The sequence below is a fragment of the Hyphomicrobiales bacterium genome, from assembly GCA_039989895.1.
Lineage (GTDB): Bacteria > Pseudomonadota > Alphaproteobacteria > Rhizobiales > JACESI01 > JACESI01.
Genome location: JBDXGY010000006.1, coordinates 351,188 through 373,325, shown reverse-complemented (window position 1 = coordinate 373,325; position 22,138 = coordinate 351,188). Strand labels below are relative to the sequence as shown.

Sequence of the window (22,138 nt, the reverse complement as noted above, 5' to 3'; positions counted from 1 at the left end):
CGAAACCTTATGCGATTTAATACTGAGTCATTTACTTAACTAAATTCGCCTCTCAACTCGCTTCATCGAGATGCGAGATCTTTTTGGTTTCGTTTTCCAGCTTCGTCCATGTGCTATCAATATGGTCGTGTAGCCGCATGGTATGCTCGCGCACAAGCTGACTTGCCAAGTCGGCGTCACGTGTTTCAAGAGCTTTGATAATACCCATATGATCGACAACTGAACGCTGGGCACGATCGCTCTCGCCCATTGCCCTACGGCGCACGGCATGCATATGCAAAAACAAACCATCCGCCGTATTTTTCAGCATTGAACATTTGGATAGCTCTAATATACGCTGATGGAATTTGATGTTGGCTTCTGAATATTCCTCAATATCGGCACGCGAAGTGCTGGCGCTGTGTTTTGCGGCCATTTTACGCAATGAGCTCAATTCGCCATCGCTCGCATTCTCAGTCACAAGTCTGGCTGCCATGCTTTCGAGTGCAGCCCACACCACAATCATCTCCAGCACTTCTTGCAATGATTTGCGGCGCACAAACACACCTTTGCGCGGTTGAATTTCAACAAATCCATCTTGCTCAAGACGCACCAATGCCTCACGGATAGGCGTTCTGGAAATACCCAGTTGCGCTGCCATTTTGCGCTCATCAAGACGTAGGTCAGTATCATCGTCATAAATATTCATGTCGATGATGGCAGCCTGCAAAACCTCGTGGATATGATCCTTCAAGGTAAAAGAGCTTGGTATTGGTTTTAGTTTGTCGCTGATCGACATGAAGCCCAACTCCTAAACACCTCTGTCGGGTGTCTTTTTATCTGTTATAACCAGTTCATACACGCTTAGTTTTTGCCTTGGCGCGTGCATGGTACTTAACTTTACGGAATACAATTATGTGGTATACCACATAATTAAAATGGCGCTGTCAATACCGTTCCGCATATGATTTTTTAAAGGACTAAGGATGAAAGTTATCGAGATCACGACACCGGGTGCTGCCGATGTTTTAGCGATGAGTGAACGAGAAAAACCGTCTATCACCGCCAATGAAGTATTGGTAAAAGTATCAGCTGCCGGTGTAAATGGCCCAGACCTTGTTCAGCGGCGCGGACACTATCCCCCACCCAAAGGCGCCTCTGATCTTCTTGGTCTCGAAATATCCGGCGAAATTGTTGAATGCGGTGCAGATGTAAGTGAATGGAAAGTTGGCGACAAAATTTGCGCCCTCACCAATGGTGGTGGTTATGCGGAATATGTAGCCGTAAATGCTGGTCATTGCCTGCCCATTCCTGATGGCATTTCAGGTATTGACGCCGCCGGTTTGCCTGAGACTTACTTCACGGTCTGGAGCAACATCTTTATGGGGCATGACATCCCTGAAGGCATTAATTTTCTGATACATGGGGGTGCTGGCGGTATTGGCACGAGCGCCATTCAACTGGGTGCTGCGCTCGGTTTAAATGTTTTTACTACAGTCTCTTCAGATGAAAATGCTGCCTTTTGCAAAGAGCTTGGCGCTCACACAACCATCAACTACCGCGATAATGATTTCGTTGAGGTGGTGAAGGAGGCTGGTGGCGCCCATATCATTTTGGATATTGTTGGCGGTGACTATATTGCCCGCAACATCAAAGCAGCGCGTGCAGATGGTCGTATTGTACAACTAGCTTTCAATCAAGGCTCCAAGGTGGAGATCAACTTGATGCCGATTATGCTGAAACGACTTACCTTTACCGGCTCTACGCTGCGCTCACGATCGGATGCGTCAAAGGCAGCAATTACAAAAAGTGTGCGCGAGCAGGTTTGGCCTCTTTTTAATCAGAGCAAACTACGCCCTGTCACGGGTGTCACTTTGCCGCTTGAAGAAGCTTCAAAAGCCCATGCTATGATGGAAGCTGGTGGTCATAAGGGTAAGATTATTCTGACCCTTTAAGATCACACAAACGCTTGTAATCCCGTCTGCGCACGACCTAAGATCAGTGCATGAATGTCATGGGTACCTTCATAGGTGTTCACCGCTTCTAGGTTCATGACATGGCGAATGACGTGATATTCGTCTGAGACACCGTTGCCGCCGTGCATATCACGCGAGACGCGGGCAATATCGAGCGCCTTACCGCAATTGTTACGTTTCATCAGGCTTACAAGTTCGACAGGTGCATTGTGCTCATCCATCAAGCGTCCCAGCCTCAATGCGCCTTGCAGGCCCAATGAGATTTCAGTTTGCATGTCTGCCAGTTTCTTTTGGATCAGCTGCGTTTGCGCCAAAGGCTTGCCGAACTGCTTGCGATCCATTGTGTAGTTTCGTGCCGCGTGCCAGCAGAATTCAGCCGCCCCCATCGCGCCCCAAACAATACCATAGCGTGCTTTTGTCAGACACCCGAAAGGACCAGCAAGACCGCTCACATGGGGCAATAGGTTTTCATCGGGCACAAAAACCTCATCCATCTGGATCATGCCCGTATCTGATGCACGCAATGAAAATTTGCCTTCTATTTTTGGCGTGGCCAACCCTTTCATACCCTTCTCAAGCACGAAGCCTTTAATCTTATTGTCGTGGGCATCAGACTTCGCCCAGATAATAAATACATCAGCAATAGGCGAATTGGTGATCCAGTTTTTAGAACCCGATATTTGATAACCACCGTCGACTTTTTTCGCGTGGGTCACCATCGAGGCTGGGTCGGAACCATGATCCGGTTCTGTCAGGCCGAAACAGCCAACCCATTCACCGCTTGCTAGTTTGGGCAGATATTTTTCGCGCTGCGCTTCATCGCCATAAGCGAAGATTGGATACATGACGAGGGATGATTGAACAGACAGAGCTGAACGATAACCGCTATCAACGCGCTCGACCTCGCGGGCGACCAAACCATAAGACACATAGTTTGCCCCCACTCCACCATAGGTTTCAGGTAGGGTAGAACCGAGAAGCCCAAGCTCTCCCATTTCATTGAATATTTCGCGATCAAATTTCTCATGCCGGTTTGCCTCCAACACTCTCGTCATTAGGCGTTCTTGACAAAATTCATGAGCGCTATCACGGATCAACCTTTCATCTTCAGTGAGTTGATCTTCCAGTAAAAATGCATCTTCCCAAACAAAACTTGGTGCCTTTGCGCGGGCTGCTTCCGGTGTATTGGCTTTGGCTTTATCAAGCATCATGCTTTTCCTTTATCCTGCACTATACAACATAAGCCAGATGGATTATCCAGTCTAACGCAAATCATCACCCTGAAACCAGCGCTCTGATTTTGCACTTCATATATTGATTCAAGTTCTGTGATTTTTTGATTCAGAAAATACTAATAAGAGATTGTTTTTAAATAATATAATTTAATTCACCTACTTCATGTAAAGAATCATTTGCTCACATCAATAACCGCACGACCCTTCACTCCACCCTTAAGAATTGCCTTACCAAGTGCAGGCACTTCAGACAATGGTGCGTCATGGCGAATTTGAGCAAAGTCTTCTGGGCCCATAGTCTTTGCGACAATCGCCAGTGCCTTTTGGCGGTCTTCGATCGAGGCTTGAACACTATCAATACCAAGTATTGAAACACCCCGCACAAAGAGAGTGATAAGGTCGATTTCAACACGGCTGCCAGCCGCAAGACCCACCGCTGCAAGCGCGCCGCCATATTTAACTTCTGTCAAAATTTGCGCCAAAGCACCCCCGCCCGCATTATCAATACAACCAGCCCAACGTTCTTTATTAAGCGGCTTTTTGAGAGGACCTTCATAGGTCTCTCTAGGGATAACTTCGCTTGCACCAAGCTCTTTAAGATAGGCTTCGTTTTCTGGCCGCCCAGATACGGCACCCACCTCGTAGCCAAGCCCCTTTAGCATGCGCACACAAAATGAACCAACACCACCGGAAGCGCCCGTTACTAAAACCGGCCCTTTATCTGGTGTACAGCCCATATGCTGAAGCGATAGAATTGAAAGACCTGCCGTCAGGCCAGCAATTCCAATAGTCGCCGCATCAATGGTCGTGAGATTATCAGGCAGCGGCACGAGCCATTCGCCTTTCACGCTTGCATATTCTGCAAAGCCGCCCCACCAAACTTCACCAATGCGCCATCCATTGGCAATGACTTTATCGCCAGGCTTATAATCTGGATGATTGGACTCTGCGACCTCACCTGTAAAATCAATGCCGCAGACATGAGGAAAATCACGGATGATGCGTGCAAGACCGGATAACGCTAAGCCATCCTTATAATTCACAGCCGCATGGCTAACCTTTATGAGCACATCACCATCAGGCAGATCGTTCCGCGTCACCTCTTCCAGAGTTGAAAGACCTTTACCGTCTTCGGTTTCGCGCGTCACTATGGCTTTGAATGTGTTTGTCATAATAGCTCTCCCTAGCTGTTCCTTTCTTCTCTATCTGTTTCAAACGCTAAGGAAAAGTGTTTCTCATCAATCATGTGCAGTTGATTTGCAAAACAAACCAGCAAATATGCAATGCCTATTATGGTCTCTCTTACTGCTTTTCTCCTTGTAGATAATATGTATATTACGTTTCAATACATTATTCATAAGGAGAATATTCATGGAAACTCGCGCCGCAATTGCCGTTGCCGCTGGAAAACCGTTGGAAGTTACAACGGTCACGCTTGATGGACCCAGAGAAGGCGAAGTTGTTGTTGAGATGAAAGCCACTGGCATTTGTCATACAGATGAATTCACTCTATCCGGCGCAGATCCTGAAGGAATCTTCCCAGCTATTTTAGGCCATGAGGGTGCAGGCGTAGTGGTTGATGTTGGCAAGGGTGTCACAAGCCTTAAAAAAGGCGACCATGTTATTCCGCTTTACACACCAGAATGTCGCGAATGCGATTATTGCACATCAGGTAAAACTAACCTTTGCCAATCAATCCGCGAAACGCAGGGCAAAGGTGTCATGCCAGATGGCACCTCTCGGTTTTCTGCGGGCGGTGAAAAAATATTTCATTACATGGGCACATCAACCTTTGCCGAGCATTCGGTTATTCCTGAAATCGCGCTCGCGAAAGTGCGCGAGGATGCCCCTTTCGATAAAATTTGCTATATCGGTTGCGGTGTGACCACTGGCATTGGCGCGGTTATCAACACAGCCAAAGTTCAACCTGGCGACAATGTCGTTGTCTTCGGTCTTGGTGGTATCGGTCTTAATGTTATTCAAGGCGCAAAACTTGCTGGCGCCAATATGATTGTCGGTGTTGATCTCAACCCTGCCCGCAAGGAATGGGGTGAGAAATTTGGCATGACCCACTTCGTCAATCCCAGCGAAGTCGAAGGCGATCTTGTGCCTTATATCGTTGATTTGACGAAAGGCGGCGCAGACTATTCGTTTGAATGTATCGGCAACGTCAATGTCATGCGCCAAGCGCTTGAGTGCTGCCACAAAGGCTGGGGCACAAGTATCATCATTGGTGTTGCAGGTGCAGGCCAAGAAATTGCCACCCGCCCTTTCCAGCTTGTTACAGGTCGTAACTGGCGCGGCACGGCCTTTGGTGGCGCTAAGGGGCGCACTGATGTACCTAAAATTGTTGACTGGTACATGGATGGAAAAATTCAGATTGACCCATTGATTACCCATAAAATGCCACTTGAGGACATCAATAAGGGCTTTGACCTTATGCGCTCAGGTGAAAGCATTCGTGGTGTGGTGGAATTTTAATGGCTCTTACTCTTCTTTCTGAAGTCAAAAGTTTTGGTGGCATGCAAAAGCGCTATTCGCATTCATCAAGCGCGTGCAATTGTGAGATGACATTCTCCGTTTTTCTGCCTCCACAAGCAGAAAATGGTCCGGTTCCTGTGCTCTATTGGCTCTCAGGTCTTACCTGCACGGATGAAAACTTCGTACAAAAAGCAGGCGCACAGGCTCATGCGGCTGAACATGGGATTGCGATTGTCGCGCCCGATACCAGCCCGCGCGGTGAAGGTGTACCCGATGATGCTGAGGGCGCTTATGACTTTGGTCTTGCGGCTGGGTTTTATGTGAATGCAACGCAAGCCCCCTTTGCAACCCATTATCACATGTATGATTATATCGTCGATGAACTGCCATCGCTGGTGAATGCAAACTTTCCTGTCGATGGCACGCGCGCTGGTATTTTTGGTCACTCTATGGGTGGTCATGGGGCGCTGTCTATTGCGCTTAAAAATCCAGGTAAATATAAATCCGTCTCAGCCTTCGCTCCCATTGTGGCACCAAGCAAGGTGCCATGGGGACATAAAGCACTGGGCGGTTATCTTGGAACAGATGAGATCAAGTGGCTCGCCCATGATAGCTGTGCCTTGATTGCGAAAGCAGAGGAAAAACTGGAGATTTTGGTTGATCAAGGATTGGCGGATAACTTTTTAACAGAACAGCTAAAGCCAGAACTTTTGCAGGCTGCCTGTGAAGCAAATGATCATCCCCTTACTTTGAGAATGCAGGATGGATATGATCATAGTTATTTCTTCATAGCCAGTTTTATGGGTGAACATATCGCACACCATGCCAAAGCCATCAAAAGCTAGAGCGAACAAGAACCTTTACCCTATTGATCAAGTGCCAGATTAGCTGTATCAAAAATATGGTTGAGAACGGTTGGCGGTAACTTGTTCGCCTTTAAAGTTGAAGAGAGCTAGAGGCTAAGCGGTCCATAGGATAAATTGCATGCAAGCGTTATGAGGATATTCGCGAGCTTTGAAAGGACTGATTGTCCCCTATACTCAAAATCGACAAATTCATCTGATAGATAAACGTTGAATCCACTGCCAGCACAGTAGATGTGTTGATATGCTAACACCGGAGAACCCTTTGCTAGATACAGATCAAATGAAAACGACCTTGAACGATCACTATGATCTGGCGCCCTCTTTGGAAAAAGCGCAGGCGACCGAGGATATTTATCAAGATATGAAACGGGTTGTACCAGTTGCCGACTGGGCATCTTATGCACCCTATGTCATTGAAATTAATAAGTTAAAAAAAGAGCGCGATGCCGTCATACTCGCCCATAATTATATGACGCCTGAAATTTATCACGGTGTCGCGGATTTTGTCGGCGACAGTCTTGAACTTGCTATCAAGGCGACTGAGGTTAAAGAAGATGTAATCGTACAGTGCGGTGTGCACTTTATGGCAGAAACATCGAAAATTTTGAACCCGTCTAAAACCGTTTTGATACCAGACACGGCAGCGGGCTGTTCGCTGGCAGAATCAATCACGGCTGAAGGTGTTGCGGAAATGCGCGCGAAATATCCAGGTGCGCCAGTCGTTTCTTACGTCAACACAACCGCAGAAGTGAAAGCCGCCTCTGATATATGTTGCACCTCCTCCAATGCTTTAAAAATTGTAGAAGCCATGGATAGTGACACAGTGATTATGACACCTGATCAGTTTTTGGCACAAAATGTGGCGGCCGAAAGCACCAAAAACGTGGTTTGGTGGGAGGGAAGCTGTATCGTCCATGAGCTTTACACAGCAAAAGACCTACGCGAATATCGTGAGTTCAATCCGGGCGTTAAAATTATTGCGCACCCAGAGTGCACACCAGAAGTGGTGGCAGAGGCAGACTTTACAGGCTCGACCAGAGGTATCATCGATTGGGTGACGGACAACAAACCCAAGGAAGCAATGCTTGTAACAGAATGTTCCATGGCCGCTAATATTTCTGACGGTTTGCCGGAAGTCGAGTTTTCCAAACCCTGCAACATGTGCCCCTATATGAAAAAAATCAGCTTAGAAAAAATCCTATGGTCATTGCATACCTTGGAGCCGAAGGTTGAAGTGGACCTAAAGATTGCGGATAAGGCACGTCTTGCGGTACAACGCATGCTCGATATGAGTAAGTCGCTTTCATAAGTAAGGGCATCGTTTGTCATCACCTATCTCCACCGACCAAATTATCATTGTCGGCGCCGGATTGGGCGCCCTCTATGCAGCGCTTAAACTCGCTCCGCATCCAGTATTGATGATTTCGCCTGAAGCTCTTGGCGAAGGGGCGAGTTCGGCGTGGGCACAAGGCGGTGTTGCCGCTGCCATGGAGACACCAGACACAGCACAAAGCCATGCGGTTGATACGGTAAATGCTGGTGCAGGTACCGTTGATGCCAGTGTCGCCGAACGCGTGACACAAGCCGCTCGTGAACACATCATTACATTAACAAAACTCGGCACACCTTTTGATCAAGATGATGAGGGGAAATACGTCTTGTCCCGTGAGGCTGCTCACAGTTTTGCCCGCGTTGTGCGCGTCGGTGGCGATCAGGCGGGGCGCAAGATTATGGAAGCCTTGATTGCCGAGGTCCTGCGCCAGCCTTCTATTCAAGTCTTAGAAGGCGTCATCGCCTCTGGGCTAAAAACAGATAATGACGAAGTAACTGGCATCTGGGTGGAGACATCATCTGAGAACCGCTCCAAGCGCGCCTTGATTACCGGTTCTGCTTATCTTCTGGCTGGTGGTGGCTCAGGTGGATTATATGCCATCACGACAAACCCACCACGCATTCGTGGGCAGGTGATTGGTTTTGCAGCACGAGCTGGTGCGATGATTGCCGATGCTGAGTTTGTACAATTCCATCCAACCGCCATTGATGTTGGAAAAGACCCAGCACCGCTTGCAACCGAAGCCCTACGAGGTGAAGGGGCAACGCTTATCAACAAGAATGGTGAGCGATTTATGGAAGCGATACACCCTGACGCAGAACTTGCGCCACGTGATATTGTCGCGCGCGCTATTTTTTCACAGACGCAAGCAGGCTTGCGACCTATGCTTGATACGCGCGAAGCTATTGGCGCCAAGATTATTCACGAGTTTCCCGCCGTTGCCGCCGCCAGTCGTGAAGCAAATATTGACCCCGTTAAAGAACCCATACCAATTGCCGCCGCTGCGCATTATCATATGGGCGGCATTAAAACTGGCGCGGATGGCAATACAAGTATCAGTAATTTATGGGCCTGTGGTGAAGCTAGTTCAACGGGCCTTCACGGAGCCAATCGTCTGGCTTCCAATGGCCTGCTTGAAGCACTTGTCTATGCGCAAATATGCGCTGATAGTATAAAGAGCAAAGTGAAAATCAGATCTGAAACACCGATAAAAACAGTTATTTCATTTGTCGATGGCGGCATCTACCCCAAAGCAGAAGATGTTCAAAGTTTACGCGAAACCATGACGAATAATGTTGGTGTTGTTCGTAATGCCAAAAGCCTAAAAAGGGCATTACTTGATATCGCTGTGCTGGAAGATGCAACGCCGAGAGAGTGCTGGTCTTTCTTTAATATGACCGCGACTGCAACATTGATTGCAGCCTCTGCTCTTATTCGCGAAGAGTCGCGTGGAGGGCATTATCGCGATGATTTTCCCGATGCCTTGGATGCCCTTGCAAAACGCAGCCAAATGACACTGAATGAAGCCTTGTCGATACGCGCCAATGTTGTGGAGGAAAGCAGATGAGTGAAGCTTATAGTATGCTCCCTGATATTATTTTAGAACCGTTGGTCAAAGCCGCCCTGCATGAAGATCTCGGTCAATATGGTGACATCACCACGAGTGCGGTTATTCCACCTGAGATACAGTATCAAGCCCGTTTGAATGCTCGCGATACAGGCGTTGTATCAGGCATGCAAATTGCGGCAATCACTTTTCGTTTGGTTGATCCCACGCTGGACATAAGCCCTCATGTTCCAGACGGCACACCATGCAAAGCGGGTGATACATTGATGACCATTAAAGGGCGCGCCGCATCAATTTTAATGGCTGAGCGTGTTGCCCTCAACTTTGCTGGACGCCTTTCAGGCATTGCATCGTTAACGGCGTCCTTTGTACGAGAGACAAAAGGCACCAACACCCGTATCACATGCACACGCAAAACGACTCCGGGTCTGCGGCTGGTTGAGAAACAAGCTGTGCTGCATGGCGGCGGGTTTAATCATCGCTATAGTCTGAGTGATGCGATTTTGATTAAAGACAATCATATTGCAGCAGTTGGCGGTATTAACGCTGTCCTTGATCGTGCCCGCGCTGTTGCATCCCATATGGTGCGCATCGAGATTGAAGTCGACACCCTAGACCAGCTTGAAGAGGTTTTAGAAAATGGCAAAGCAGATGTAGTTCTGCTTGATAATATGGATACGGACACACTGAAAAGTGCCGTGAGCATGTCAAAAGGTCGGATCATTACCGAGGCATCGGGCAATATGAAGGTGGAGCGTATCGCTGTCGTATCCGCTACTGGTGTTGACTATATCTCGTCTGGGGCTCTCACTCATTCAGCAAAAGCGCTGGATTTGGGATTAGACTTTTAATGAATATTTAGCAAACTGCGCATCTAATACCACTGATTCGAAATGCATCTATGAAAAGAGTCACTAATCATAAGGCTTATGAGGGACTTATTATGCGCATTGTCTTTCTTGTTCTGATTATAACATTCTCATCTCTTGCGAGCCCATCATGGGCCTGTGGACCTACATCACACTGTAAAGTAGATGATGGACGGCACTATCGCATCCGTATGCCTGAAAATCACGATGGCAAGACACCGGTGGGTGCAATCATCTTTGCGCATAGTTTTGGCGCGACTGCTGTTGGAACAATCCGAAATAAAAACCTTATAAAAGCAGCAAACGATCTTGGTGTAGCACTGGTTGCTCCCAAGTCACGAGGCCGCGACTGGCACATTCCAAATTCGCCGGAAAATAAGACACCACCAGCTCAGCAAGAAGCACGATATTTTGATAATATTATCGATGATATGACAAAACGCTTCCCAATTGATCGTTCAAAACTGTTGATGACGGGTGTATCCGCAGGTGGCATGATGACATGGCAATTGATTTGCGAACGCGGTGATAAATTTGCAGCATTCGTGCCGATTGCCGGCACCTTTTGGCACCCGCAACCGAAAAATTGCAAGACACCTCCAGCTCACGTCATGCATGTGCACGGAACAACCGATACAGTGGTGCCTATAACAGGTCGCAATGCACGAGGCTCCAAGCAAGGCAATGTTTATGATGTCATGAATATGTATGCGAAATTCGGCAGATTCAAAGGTAACAAACGACCAAAGCCTCTTGATATGAATTGCAAAAGCACCAAAAACGCTTCAGGCAAAATACTGGCCCTATGTTTTCATGAAGGGGGGCATAAATTTGATGCGGCCCATATCGCGCACGCTTGGAAACAATTTGATGCCGCAGGTGCTTTCAGCAGACGCTAATCCGAATAAAGCTCGGCACGGGTTGGTGCAAGGCCTGATGGTCCTTTGGTTTTCTTTGATGCCACCGTTTGAAAAATCTGAGCTGAGCCACGCTTAAACGCCAGAGATACACCACACAAATAGACAACCCACATGCGATAAGTTTCTTCGCCTGCGATTTCAATGGCCGCCTTCTCATTTGCCATCAAACGGTGCGCCCAATGATCGGTCGTGAGGGCATAATGCTCGCGCCAGGCTTCAACGTCATGCACTTCAAAACCACTCGACTCGAGGTTTCGCAAACTCATTCCAATATGGTCGAGTTCTCCGCCTGGAAAAATATTCTTAATCAGAGCCTGATATTCGGCAGGTTTCTTATTGAACTTTTTGTCCGTCGCTTTACCCGGTCGGGTAATTGCATGATGCAGATAAAGACCGCGTGGCTCTAACAAACGATTCACCGTCGCAAAATATCTGCGGTGGTTTTGAATGCCAACATGTTCAAACATGCCAATCGACGAAATCTTGGTATATTTTCCGGTGAGTTTTGAAAAATCTTTCAACTCTATCGTTGCACGATCTGACAATCCACGCTCAGCAATCCGTCTCAACCCTTTAGAAAACTGTTCCTCAGAAAGGGTCACCCCATGAGCTTCAACGCCGTAATGTTCTGCCGCATGACAAATCAACGCCCCCCAACCGCAGCCAATGTCCAGCATTCGATCGCCGGGTTTTAGGCGCAGCTTGCGGCAAATCATATCCAGCTTATCGATTTGCGCCTGTTCGAGTGAATTATCCCAATCGGTGAAATAACCGCAAGTATAGAGCATCAGCTCATCGAGAAAGAGCGCATAAAAATCATTCGAGACATCATAATGGTGTTGAATGTTTTTCTTGTTTGACGCTTCACTGCCATCGCGCGCGCCTTCATTCTTCATCATACGGGCACTTTTGGGGCCTGATGATGAAAACAGAAAAGGCAGGGCAGCTTTGCCAAGTTTAAGTTTAGATAACTGCTTGGCAAGTTTGCTGGTTTTTCCTTTGGGGCGCTTTTCTGCAAAATCGAAAAATGTGCCCCCTAAAAGGTCCACACGCTTGGTCACCCAAAGATCGATAACCGTATCAAATTTTGGTCGCCGGAGCAGCGCGCTTACAACACCCGGGTCAGCTATATGTATCCTAAGATTTTGTTCCGATTTCGCTGACGGAGTAGGAACCTGACTGCCATCCCAAAGTTCGAAACCAAACTCCAGTCCCATTGTTTGATGGATATGTTCTAGCGCTTCGCGTGCTGCTTTGAGTTTTTTTGTCATGACATTATAAAGCCGTTTATCCCCAGACTATTTTGCCTGTTATCTCACTCCTATGCTTTATAGGGTTGATGATCAACCGTCTGAATTATTTGTGATGATATCAAGATAATAAAGTCGGTTCATCAACAGCTATTAAAGGAGGCTTTAGAGATTAATATCGCCGTTAAAACAGCCATCATTTGCTTTCTTTTTTTGTTGGGCGCATCAAATGTCTGGGCTCAAACTCACAAGTTCAAAAAAGGTATCAACCTTAATCATGTGATGTCCTATCCTGTCCCTAAGGGCTGGCCGCGCTTCATCAGCCCACAATCGACCATTTCCGATGCTGAGCTACGCGCTTTAAAGAAAGCCGGTTTTGACCATATCCGTCTGCTCATTGATCCAGAAATTTATCTGGAAGAGACTCAACCACATCGCAAAGAGTTGGATGATCGACTCCTAAAGCTTATCGACCGTATTCATATGGCCGACCTCAATGTAATAGCCGTTAATTTCACACGCCATACAGCTAGAAACTGGAAGCCAGAAAAAATATTCACAACTAAGACAGACCTAAACTATCAGGCATTTTCAAATCATGTGGTGCACATAGCGCAACTGCTCAATCGCTTTGAGAAACATCAGGTCCGCTATGTGATGGTTAGTGAACCGCAAAAAGAATGTTTTCTAGAGCCAGGTGCTGGAAAGATTGATTGGCTCGTGTTTCAGCGCGACCTTTATGCCCGCACACGCACAGTTGCACCCCATTTATGGCTTGGCCTGACTGGAGGATGCTATTCTGCAATTAGCGGCTTAGACAAATTGACAATGGATGGCTTTGATAACGAAACATTTGTTGATGTTCATTTTTATTCGCCTTTCACCTTTACCCACCAAGGGGCTACTTGGACCATGCCCGCACAACGCTATGTTGCCGGCCTCACCTACCCTTCAAAAAAAGGGACGCATGAATCGGTCAAACCCTTGATCGACAAAATGTATGCAGCAAACCCGAGCGATATAAATAACTTAAATGAAGCCTATGAACGAGCGCGTGAATATTTGAGCGATAATATCGATTCAAATACAATAAAATCATATTTTGTTACACTGGAAGCATGGCGCAAACGCGAGAATATATCACGTGAGCGAATTGCGATCGGCGAGTTTGGTGCTTTGAGACCATCATCTGTCTTGGGCCAATCATCACAAGATTCACGGCTCAATTGGCTGCAAGATACCAGACGTATTATGGAGGGATTTGGTTATTCGTGGTCTATGTGGGATTATTTTCCGCCCTTTTCACTCCTTAACGATACCCAAGCACGTACACTCGACATACCAACACTCAAAGCGCTAGGGTTAAATGCACAATAAATAGCATACGAATCAATGGTTTTTTTAATCCATTAGAAATCTCAGACCAACAATGTTTTCCATCACTACTCGCAAAAAGATAATTGACGTCGGCCAGTCGTTTGGTGGACTGCTTATTGCTGTCATCTTTCAGGTAATCTCTTTTGTTCTTTTGACCAGAACACTGGGTGTCAGTTCCTTTGGTATATTCATTTCTGCGGTCGCTTTCGGCCTTGCTTTATCTGAATTAATTGGACTTGGAGCTGGTGAAAACTTTATTCGTGTTGCCGCGCGTAATAAGCAACACTCAGCTGCTGCATTTCGCCATGGGTTACGCTTGATATTCGTCACATTTTTTCTGCTTGTGCTCCCCCTTGCGCCGCTTGCTGCATGGCTTCTAACCTCAAATGATATGATTTGGTTGATTGCCGCCCTCATTGCAACAGAAGCCACCATTACGCGCACTGCGATATATTGTGAGCACATTTACCTTGGTCTGCAGGATTATAAGCTCATGGCGGCGGCGCGCATTTTGTTGCCTGCCTTGCGATGTATTGCTTTCCTCGTCGTCATTTTCGCTTTTGGCATAACAGACATGAAATCGCTGATTATAACCCAAATCGCAGCAACCTTTGCAGCGGCGTTCCTTATGCTTCTCCATCTTTTCATTCTTATCCCGAGCAATGAAGACACTGGTTCTTTGAAAAAAGAAAAGAAAAATTGGCTCAGCTTTGGGATACCGGTTGCGATTGCCAATCTTCAGCGCGGCATACAGTTTCATGGTGATAAATATCTGGTCACACTAGTCGCTGGACCAGAGGTTGGTGGTGTGTACGCCGCCGGTTTCCGCCTCATTCAAATGGCCCTTCTCCCCATTCAGGCCTATGCACGGACGACCTACAGCGGCTTTTTCGCAGCAGGTCAGGCAGGTATTGGCTCTACGATTACTTATGCAAAATCTATTGCAAGACCACTGGTCTATATATCTATTTTTTCTTCTGCATCAGCCTTTATAGGTGCTTATTTCGTTGTCTTGCTGTTGGGTGAAGACTATGTGTCGGCAAGCTTCGTTGTTAAAGCGCTTGCACCCGTTCTGATTTTTTGGGCATTCCAATATCTGCTTACTGATATTTTGATGGGTGCCGAACATGTTTGGGCAAGAATTTGGGTATCTATGGCGGCCAATATCTTTGCACTTGGATTGCTCGCCACTCTTGCAAGCACTTATGGACTGAGCGGCGTCATTTTAGCCGTGTTGCTATCAACATTATTCTTTGTGGTTTTATTGGCTTTGACGATACGCTGGCTATCGTATCGCACCAAACGCGATCAAACATAAATTTCAGGTAAGTCCAGATTGATCATATTACGCAGTTTGCCCTTGTTCATAACGGCTTTCAATCGCCATATGAACGCTTCACTGCGGTTAAAGGGGCGCACGGCAAGAGCCATCGCATTACCAAGGATCATCTTCAAAAAGGCGCTTAGATAAAAGCCAATCTTTTTAAAGGCGCTTTTTTGCTGAAGCATCATAGCAGCGTAAGATTGGCCACTTCTTAGCGCGCGTTTGATGAAGAAAGATTGTGTTGATTTTTCCGGTAAAACGGTCTCACGAACAATCGCATCATTGGTGAAGAAAAGACGCCCGCCAGCGGCATTGAGCTTGAGGAAAAAATCTGTATCTTCACCACCCGTTCGGCCATAGCGCGGATCAAATCGTAAGCCGTGCTCGCGAACAGCAGCCATACGCACCATCGCATTGCCACTGCTGCCTGTGTTTGTCGGGCCGTCATCGCGTTGTCGCATACGACCTACAGGGTCCGCGGTTTTAATCCAATCTGGCACTTGGGGATAATATGAAGAAATGATCTGCCCAAAGACAGCGTCTGCTTTTTCACTTTGAGCCGTGGCGATTAAGTTCATAAGCCACTGCGGATCTGCTTCTTCATCATCATCAATGAAAGCAATAAAATCTGCATCACAAGCATCTAAGCAAGCGTTGCGACAATGGGCAATATTTTGGCTGGCTACATCAATGACCTTAAGCGTAAAAGCCTCACTTTGATAATCCGCCAAAAGCTTAAGAGCTGCTTTATCCTTACTATCATCACCCACAATAACAGCCAATGATGCTCCTTCAGGATATTCAAGCATCTCGAATGATTGCACCGTTTGCAAAAGATATGACCGCCCAATACTTGCGATCGCAATGCATATTTTCATTAAAGATGCCTCATTGAGAGCGCGCAACATGGGATTGATTGGTTAATCTGGTGGCGAGTATCATATTGACAATCAGTATGACGCTCATTCCTTCAAAGCCAAGGAAATATGTCGATTCCAAGAGATTATATAACACGATATAGATAAAGAAGGTGATGGCGAACCAACCGAAGGCAAAAGAGGATGTAATAGCTCGACCACATATATTACCGGCGGTGATCATGAGTACGACAAACAAGGCGAATCCCAGCCAACCGATCTGAAGTATAATATCGATATATCCGTTGTGCGCTTGACCTAGCTTCTTGATAAAATCAGGCGCTTCACGAAACGCGACACCATCCACACCTGTCGACCAAAATGCACCAAACCCATAACCGAACAAAGGCTCTCGGTTAATCATCTCACTAGAGAATTCCCAAATATAGGTTCTAGAGGTGATTGTTGGGTCGCCAAAAACAGCATTGGCAATGCTGCCTAATGTCCAAAGATCTGCCGCCTCACCCAACCAAAAAATCATAAGCAGGCTAAGCATCATAACCGTCATGAAAACACCCACGCCAATTCGAAAATAAAAGGTGATATAGGATGCTATTAAACCCAAAACAGGAACGACAAAAAACAAACCTATAGAGGTTTTAGACTTACTGACGACAAGGAGGCCGAGGACGACAAAAAGCATCAGGATTGCAAATAATCGCTCAAACCCCCGACCCGTTGCCACCTTCAACAAAATAAATAAACTAGCCACACCAGCACATTGTCCAAGAGAGTTTTTTTGCGGGTATATGCCTTCATGCCCCAGAGGACCAGCTGGAACCGTTAACACGACAAAAACATTCACCAACAAAACGCCGACAAAGAAAACATAAATATAATGCAGAATTTTTTCAGGACGGCTTGTAGTTACACAGGCCAGTACAACGGAAAAAATGATAAAACACTGCAACAAAGTTCTTTTGATCGTGATTGAAGTTTGAACAGACCAAATGCTGGATAAAAAGAAAACACCAATCAAAATACCAAGTAAGAGTATACCACGATGACGAATAGCAGCAGTTGGTCGTGCACCCTGAAAGACGATGAGTACCAGTGTCACCACCAAAAGCATGGGAAAATAGATTCTGTTCAGCAAATCATTGCCGGAACCTCGCGCCGAAGCCGCCGATAGATCTTTCAAAAGATCGCCATCAACCTTTACACCATAAAGGGTCGGCCAAATGAAAAAGGAATAAGCAATGATAAATGCAGGAATAACGGCCAGCAGATAACCAGCCAACCAACGTACGCCTTTTTTTTCATCATCCCATATTAAAGTGGTCATCATTTCAACTTGCTATTTCAAAGTAGTAAGACGTGATTAATTCACGCTACTGGTTAACTGTAAATATGCTATTATCAAACCAATCAACGCAGTTATGACAATTAGTTTAGTATTCATTGAATTGCTCACCCATTAAAGGTTTAAAAAGCCAAACAAAGAACTATAATGATTCCATGAAACCAGCTGTTGAGACAATTCATTTTTTAGGCCTGAGGTTTAATGCTTTATCGCTTGAACAAACGCTTGATTTTTTCTCGAATTGTAAGCCTGGAATGCCATTTCGCTATCTTGTCACCCCTAATGTGCAACACGTTGTTATGGCCGACAAAGACCCGACACAAAAACCTTCATTAGATGCGGCAACTCTTTCTGTTTGCGACAGCCAACCTATCCGCATGCTTGCCCGCCTAAAAGGTCATAATTTACCCCTTGTGACTGGCTCAGACCTTACTCTGCGACTTTTTGATGAGGTCATTCAATCCGGTGACGAACTTTCTGTTGTCTGTGCCAGTGATGAATTGAAAGCCAACCTAATCGCGACGTATCCTGACATTAAATGGTCTATCATCGTCCCGCCAGCGGGCACCGTTTTAGGAACGCATGCATTTGATGAATGCGTATCCTTTATTGCTAATTCAAAAGCCCGTTACACTTTTGTGTGCCTTGGTGCACCTAAATCCGAAATGATTTGTCATATAGCCGCTCAACAGCAAAATAGCACTGGTATGGCCCTTTGCGTGGGGGCATCGTTAGAGTTTATGACAGGCGACAAAAAACGCGCACCCAAAAGGATCCGCGGGTCGGGGTTTGAATGGCTTTATCGCCTCATTAAAGAGCCGCGCCGTCTTTACTACCGATACGCATCAGCTTTTTTCCCACTATTGATTTTAATGCTTCGCGAATTAAAAACAAAAACTAACGATGCGCATGGCCCGCACTTTAATCTTTTATTGCAAGAAATGAACGATAAAGAATCTCATGAGCCAGATACGCATTCTTCACCTGACGGGCGATTATCCTGATCCTGTACGTAAACCAACCACACAGGCAATCAAACATACCATAGATCACCTGCCTCAATTTGAGCACGTGGTGATTTCGCTTGACCGAACCCCAAATCCAACCAAAACCTATTGGAAGGACTGCGGTACAATCGGCCAAGCACATGTATTTGCCCATGGCCAATGGGGTTTGCCATTCGGCGTTGGCCTTCATACTTCTTTTTATCTTGCCGCAAAAAAGATTTGGAAAGAAATGAATACGGCTGGTTTTAAACCAGACATCATTCATGCTCACCGCCTCACCTTCGACGGTATAGCGGCATCACTGTTGGCGCGTTGGTGGAATGTGCCGTTTGTTCTTTCGGTGCGCGGTGAAGTTGAAAGCAAAGTCTTTCGGTTTAAGCCATTTTATCGCCCTTTGCTAAATCGCATGATCGATGATGCAGGAGCAATCTACTATGTCTCTTTATGGTTTCGCAAAGACCTGCAGCGCTTCACAAACGTCAACGAGGACAAAGAGCGGCCCTTCCCCAACATTGTTTTAAACACGACGAAAATAATAAAAACAATTCCGCCAACCAGAGGCTTCGTCTCGGTTTTTAATTTCGCCATCTATAAGAAAAAAGGGTTGGAAGGTCTTTTGCCAGCCTTTAAAGCAGCGCTTGAGCGTGCACCCGATATCACACTTGATCTAATCGGACAGGCAACACCACAGCAACTTCAGATAATACAGGAACTCATTGATAGTCATGGCCTTAGCGACAGTGTCAAAGCTATCGGTCCGTTACCGCATCAAGAAGTGGTAGAACGACTTCCAACCTACCAAGCACTTTTGTTACCAAGCCATAATGAAACCTTCGGCATGGTCTATACTGAAGCCTTATTTGCTGGCATTCCAGTGCTTTACAGCGCCGGCAACGGGATTGATGGCTTTTTGGATGGGATAGACGTTGGTGTGCGTATTGACCCCAACGACATCAACGCTATTTGTGACGGTATTATACATTTAAATGACAATAACCAGTCACTCAGGCTAAGCATTAGCGACAACGGGAGTGAACTTTATGCCCGGTTTAATCCGAGCTTCCATCTCGAGAGATATGAGGCAGATATTCGCCGACTGGTATCGCAATGATCGCTTTGTTATGATTTTATTCAAAACAAAATTAAATAAATTTGTTATTGGGTAATAATCAAGAGTTATCATAGGATAATTCGCAAAAGCGTATATTTAGAGGGACATGGCTGTTTATGTGGCAAAACACATCCAACCAACAACCAAGACAATCCAGCGGCCTCGATAATTCAGCGCTTCAAAGCAATGATGTTATTAGCGACCTGAAGAATACTTTTGCAGCAGTCTGGCATTATAAAATCTGGGTTATTTTCACAACTATACTATGCTTAATTGCTGGTATTGGCTTTATACTAGTTGTCGATCCGCTTTATCGCGGGACCAATCAGATTTTCATTGATCCGCGATCAAAAAGCTTAGTTGAGAATGAAATCGTTCCAACTGGCCTTGGCCGCTCCAGTATTGGTGGTGACCTCATCTTGCTGGATAGCCAAATCGAGATTATCCGCTCTGATACTGTGCTTCGAAAAGTTCTTGAACAAGAAAAAATTGATGGTCTTGCGCCACCAGCCCAATCCGTTGGTCTGGTTAAATCCTTGTCCAATTTTTTGAAAAGCTTCTCAAAAACGAATAGGAGGGGACTTGATCCTGCTAATGCTGCCGATGCTGAGGAACTGCAGGAGTTTCGCAAATCACTATGGGTAACACGCCTTAGCAACTCATATATCGTGGGCATTAACGTACGTTCCAACGACCCCGAACGTGCGGCGCGATTGGCCAATATGATCGCAGCAACCTACATCGAGCAGCAATCCTCATCCCGCTCATCAGCCACACGCGACACAACTATTTCACTCAACTCTCGTGTTGAAACACTGCGCGAACAGGTGCGTAAGGCGGAGGCTGCAGTTGAATCTTATCGAGCTGAAAACGGTCTTATTGGTGCCGATGGGCGATTGATCGATGATGACCAGTTGCGCGATTTGAACAACCGTGTTGTGGCTGCAAAAGCTCAGACAAGCCTCGCACGTGCGAGAGCTGAATCTTTAAAAAACTCTTCTGTTTCGGATGTTCTGGCAGGCAGTTCTTCGGAAGCGCTGGCATCTCAAGTGGTCAGCAACATCAGACAGCAGTTAGCCGATTTAACTCGCCGTGAATCGGAAGCCTTAGCGCAATTTGGTGAACGTCACCCCACTCTCGCTGCCCTACGCACCGAACGAGCCGGAATTAATACACTGCTCAGCCAAGAGTTACAACGTATCGTCAAGGCCGCTGAAAACAACCTTGCGGTTGCTCAGACAAATGAACAATTCGTGCAAAGCCAGTTTGACGAACTCACCACCGCTTCAACCGCAAACCAAAAAGCATTAGTAAAATTGCGTGAACTCGAGCGGGAAGCAGCCTCAAGCCGATCAGTTCTTGAAAGCTTTCTTGTGAGGGCAAAAGAATCTGATGAGCAAGAAGAATTATCGAACGATAGTACGCGTATTATTTCGGCCGCCTCTATACCAACCATCGCATTTTTTCCTAAAAAACGACTGGTGTTGGGGGCCTCTCTTTTTGCTGGTTTATCATTAGGAACACTGATTGCATGGCTGCGCGCGTTATTTTCAGCACCTGCAAAGACATCACAAACCTCTAATCGACGCAGTGCAACACGTCCAAGAGAAGATCAAGCAAACCCACAAACAGCTTACAATGCTGAGTCTGAAGAGCACTATGTTGCCGCACGCGCTCGCCAAAAGCAGACTCCACAGTCGCCAAGACGCCCAGCTGCTCCAGCCAAGCCTAACCATCACTTTAAAAATGATGGTCATAGGCAAGCAAGCGAGCCGCAGCAAAGGCAAACGCAGCAAAGGCAAACAAAGTCAGATTATGACTATGCCCCTCCCGAGCGGATGGCGTCACAAAGGACCTCAATGAACCATGAGGCATCATCTGCCAACAAAAGTGGACACGCGATAGGCAATCAACCACATGCCCCACACCATGAAGCCGAAAGCAGTCCTAATTCGCAGACGAAGCAACTGTTTTCACGCATTAAGAAGCACGCACGTCTAAAACAACAGCAGCCTCCTCAACCAAGCACGCAACTTTATTCAGAACCATCACCTGAAAGCGTGAACTATGGCGGGCAGTCTTATCAAGAACCTGCGCCCATCAATCAACCGCCAATGAATGAGCCGCAACACCACCGCCAAGTTTATGCGCAACCGCCACAAGAACCTGATAATTATGCTCAGCCGCCCTATCATGCGCCCGTCCATGAATGGCAGCCACAACATAACACACAAGCTGAAACAGCCGCACCTTATAGCAAACAAACGCTTGATCAGAAGACATCTTCTTTGTCTGAAGCAATACAAGCACTTTTGCCGAAGACAGCAAATTCTTCGAGACTGAGAGCCCACCATCAGGCTCCGATGCATGCCAATCAGCAACCTGCCTATCCAGATCATCTTGTAGATCCTGTAAACCCAGTGAATGATATTGTGGGCCATGGTGGTCATGTTTATGGCAATAATACTGATCATAACCTTTCAAACCTAATCAATAAGGTAGAAGGAAATAGCCGTTATCCTGATACGCATATGCCTCGTTCGAATAATCACGATACCCCACCCTACCCGCGATCTCGTGCCCGCGACTTACTCCGCAAACTAGGTCGATAAACCAGTTTACC

The 22,138-nt window shown here is 46.5% G+C and carries 18 protein-coding genes; 12 read left to right on the top strand and 6 right to left on the bottom strand.

Annotated features, from left to right (window positions below; genetic code table 11):
- Positions 1-52 precede the first annotated feature (52 nt).
- The gene (locus ABJ081_08370) at positions 53-778 is read right to left on the bottom strand and encodes a GntR family transcriptional regulator (GenBank protein MEP6356683.1); all 726 of its coding nucleotides are present in this window, start codon (positions 776-778) and stop codon (positions 53-55) included.
- Positions 779-965: 187 nt separating this feature from the next.
- On the opposite strand from ABJ081_08370, the gene ABJ081_08365 reads away from it, so the two are divergent.
- Positions 966-1,934 (top strand): NAD(P)H-quinone oxidoreductase, encoded by a 969-nt coding sequence (locus ABJ081_08365; GenBank protein ID MEP6356682.1) that lies wholly within the window; start codon positions 966-968, stop codon positions 1,932-1,934.
- Positions 1,935-1,936: 2 nt separating this feature from the next.
- On the opposite strand, the gene ABJ081_08360 is transcribed toward ABJ081_08365, so the two are convergent.
- Positions 1,937-3,163: an acyl-CoA dehydrogenase gene (locus ABJ081_08360; protein ID MEP6356681.1), complete on the bottom strand. Its 1,227-nt coding sequence runs from the start codon at positions 3,161-3,163 to the stop codon at positions 1,937-1,939.
- Positions 3,164-3,363: 200 nt separating this feature from the next.
- A complete protein-coding gene (locus tag ABJ081_08355; GenBank protein ID MEP6356680.1) occupies positions 3,364-4,362 on the bottom strand; it encodes an acryloyl-CoA reductase in 999 nt (332 codons plus the stop codon).
- 199 nt (positions 4,363-4,561) lie between these two features.
- Between ABJ081_08355 and ABJ081_08350 the strand changes: the two genes are divergently transcribed.
- The 6 genes from ABJ081_08350 to ABJ081_08325 all read left to right on the top strand — a co-directional run bounded on the left by ABJ081_08350 (position 4,562) and on the right by ABJ081_08325 (position 11,205).
- Positions 4,562-5,671, top strand: a complete 1,110-nt coding sequence (locus ABJ081_08350; protein MEP6356679.1) for an S-(hydroxymethyl)glutathione dehydrogenase/class III alcohol dehydrogenase — start codon at positions 4,562-4,564, stop codon at positions 5,669-5,671.
- A complete protein-coding gene (gene fghA / locus ABJ081_08345; GenBank protein MEP6356678.1) occupies positions 5,671-6,516 on the top strand; it encodes an S-formylglutathione hydrolase in 846 nt (281 codons plus the stop codon). Before ABJ081_08350 ends, fghA begins: the two co-directional genes overlap by 1 nt.
- Before the next feature lie 283 nt (positions 6,517-6,799).
- Positions 6,800-7,846 carry a quinolinate synthase NadA gene (gene nadA / locus ABJ081_08340; protein ID MEP6356677.1) on the top strand — a complete coding sequence of 349 codons (1,047 nt, stop codon included), beginning with the start codon at positions 6,800-6,802 and terminating at the stop codon, positions 7,844-7,846.
- Between the two features lie 13 nt (positions 7,847-7,859).
- Positions 7,860-9,437: an L-aspartate oxidase gene (locus ABJ081_08335; protein ID MEP6356676.1), complete on the top strand. Its 1,578-nt coding sequence runs from the start codon at positions 7,860-7,862 to the stop codon at positions 9,435-9,437.
- The gene (gene nadC, locus ABJ081_08330; GenBank protein ID MEP6356675.1) at positions 9,434-10,288 is read left to right on the top strand and encodes a carboxylating nicotinate-nucleotide diphosphorylase; all 855 of its coding nucleotides are present in this window, start codon (positions 9,434-9,436) and stop codon (positions 10,286-10,288) included. The genes ABJ081_08335 and nadC overlap by 4 nt, the downstream gene beginning before the upstream one ends.
- 92 nt (positions 10,289-10,380) lie before the next feature.
- A complete protein-coding gene (locus ABJ081_08325) occupies positions 10,381-11,205 on the top strand; it encodes a prolyl oligopeptidase family serine peptidase (GenBank protein ID MEP6356674.1) in 825 nt (274 codons plus the stop codon).
- On the opposite strand, the gene ABJ081_08320 is transcribed toward ABJ081_08325, so the two are convergent.
- Complete coding sequence (locus ABJ081_08320) at positions 11,202-12,497, bottom strand: cyclopropane-fatty-acyl-phospholipid synthase family protein (protein ID MEP6356673.1); 1,296 nt, start codon at positions 12,495-12,497, stop codon at positions 11,202-11,204. The two genes, ABJ081_08325 and ABJ081_08320, sit on opposite strands and share 4 nt — an antisense overlap.
- Before the next feature lie 261 nt (positions 12,498-12,758).
- Between ABJ081_08320 and ABJ081_08315 the strand changes: the two genes are divergently transcribed.
- Both ABJ081_08315 and ABJ081_08310 read left to right on the top strand, forming a co-directional pair.
- Complete coding sequence (locus ABJ081_08315; GenBank protein ID MEP6356672.1) at positions 12,759-13,853, top strand: cellulase family glycosylhydrolase; 1,095 nt, start codon at positions 12,759-12,761, stop codon at positions 13,851-13,853.
- 52 nt (positions 13,854-13,905) lie between these two features.
- Positions 13,906-15,171 (top strand): oligosaccharide flippase family protein, encoded by a 1,266-nt coding sequence (locus ABJ081_08310; protein ID MEP6356671.1) that lies wholly within the window; start codon positions 13,906-13,908, stop codon positions 15,169-15,171.
- Here ABJ081_08310 and ABJ081_08305 read toward each other — a convergent pair.
- A complete protein-coding gene (locus ABJ081_08305) occupies positions 15,162-16,055 on the bottom strand; it encodes a glycosyltransferase (GenBank protein ID MEP6356670.1) in 894 nt (297 codons plus the stop codon). The genes ABJ081_08310 and ABJ081_08305 overlap by 10 nt on opposite strands.
- Positions 16,056-16,065: 10 nt before the next feature.
- Entirely contained in the window at positions 16,066-17,382 is a 1,317-nt protein-coding gene (locus ABJ081_08300) for an O-antigen ligase family protein (protein MEP6356669.1), read from the bottom strand.
- Between the two features lie 170 nt (positions 17,383-17,552).
- Here ABJ081_08300 and ABJ081_08295 point away from each other — a divergent pair, with 170 nt between their 5' ends.
- The 3 genes from ABJ081_08295 (at position 17,553) to ABJ081_08285 (ending at position 22,127) form a co-directional block, all read left to right on the top strand.
- Positions 17,553-18,401 carry a WecB/TagA/CpsF family glycosyltransferase gene (locus ABJ081_08295; protein MEP6356668.1) on the top strand — a complete coding sequence of 283 codons (849 nt, stop codon included), beginning with the start codon at positions 17,553-17,555 and terminating at the stop codon, positions 18,399-18,401.
- On the top strand, positions 18,358-19,515 hold the full coding sequence (locus tag ABJ081_08290) for a glycosyltransferase (GenBank protein ID MEP6356667.1): 1,158 nt from the start codon (positions 18,358-18,360) through the stop codon (positions 19,513-19,515). Before ABJ081_08295 ends, ABJ081_08290 begins: the two co-directional genes overlap by 44 nt.
- A 116-nt stretch (positions 19,516-19,631) precedes the next feature.
- Complete coding sequence (locus tag ABJ081_08285; GenBank protein ID MEP6356666.1) at positions 19,632-22,127, top strand: Wzz/FepE/Etk N-terminal domain-containing protein; 2,496 nt, start codon at positions 19,632-19,634, stop codon at positions 22,125-22,127.
- Positions 22,128-22,138: the final 11 nt, after the last annotated feature.